This is a genomic window from Mycobacterium angelicum, from assembly GCF_002086155.1.
Taxonomy (GTDB): Bacteria; Actinomycetota; Actinomycetes; order Mycobacteriales; family Mycobacteriaceae; genus Mycobacterium; species Mycobacterium angelicum.
The window spans coordinates 1-1,313 of the sequence record NZ_MVHE01000198.1 but is presented as its reverse complement, the minus strand read 5'-3'; the positions used below and the strand labels follow the sequence as shown (position 1 = coordinate 1,313).

Genomic DNA, 1,313 nt, shown 5'->3' with positions numbered 1-1,313 from the left:
GTGGCGGGGTCGCGGGCGCCGCGGGTAACGGCGGGCACGGCGGTAATGGTGGCAACGGCGCTGAGGTTACCGGCGCTGGCGGCGACGGCGGCAATGGCGGCGACGGCGGCGCGGGCGGCAATAGCGGTTTCGGCGGCACAAACGGCAGCGGTGGTAATGGCGGCGTCGGGGCCAGCGGCACCAACGGCGCCGGCGGTACGGGCGATGCCGCTGGGCAGGACGGCGGCGCCGGCGGACGGGGCGGCAACGGGGGCGCTGCCGGCACTGGGGGCAACGGCGGCGTTGTCGGCAACGGGGGCCGCGGTGGCGACGGCGGCGCCGGCGGCAGTGCGCAGAACACCTCATCGGTGAGCGCCAACGGCGCGGGCAACGCGGGTCTGGCAGGCGGCGCCGGCGGCGCGGGCGGGGCCGGCGGCAATAGCGGCGCTGGTGGCGTCAACGGTAGCGGCGGCCATGGCGGCAACGGGGGTGCCGGGGGTAATGGCGCCGACGGCAGCTCGGGGGTCGGTCTCGGTGCGGCGGGCGCCGCCGGCGGCGACGGCGGTGCGGGTGGCAACGCCGGAGCGGGCGGCGGCGCCGGTACTGGCGGCGACGGCGGCATCGCGGGTAGTGGCGGCAATGGCGGGGCCGGCGGCAATGGCGGACTCGGTGGCGCCGGCGACAATGCGAGCGGCGTGATGGCCACCGGTATCGGTGCGGCGGGCCTCAACGGCGGAGCCGGCGGCAACGGTGGTCACGGCGGCAGCGCCGGCGCCGCCGGCCACGCCGAGAGCGGCGGTACCAGCGGTGCCGTCGGCACCAACGGCAACGGCGGTCTGGGCGGCAACGGCGGCGCCGGGGGCGCCGGCGCCGCCGGCAAGTCCGGTGTGGGCCTGGGCGCCGCGGGCTACGACGGCGGCCAGGGCGGCACCGGCGGCACCGCGGGCTCCGGCGGCCAGGCCGGCACCGGGGGCACCGGCGGCACGAACGGCGCCGGCGGCACCGGCGGCACCGGAGGCACCGGCGGCACCGGCGGCACCGGCGACAACGTCACCACCGTCGCAGCCGACGGCACCGCCGGCACCGGGCTGGCCGGCGGAGCCGGGGGCGCCGGCGGCGCCGGCGGCAACAGCGGTTTTGACGGCACCAACGGCACCGGCGGCCAAGGCGGCACCGGCGGCGCGGGCGGCAACGGCGCCGCCGGCAAGGCCACCGTCGTCGAAACGCGGCCTTGGCAGGAAACCGTCGTGGGCGGCACCGGCGGCACCGGCGGCACCGGCGGTGCCGGCGGGGCGGGCGGCCAGGTCGGCACCGGCGGCACCGGGGGCCACAAC

Annotated in this window: 1 pseudogene; it reads left to right on the top strand. The window is 80.3% G+C overall.

Annotated elements, in window-relative coordinates:
• A pseudogene (locus BST12_RS32555) lies at window positions 1-1,313 on the top strand (PE family protein); the annotation flags it as partial.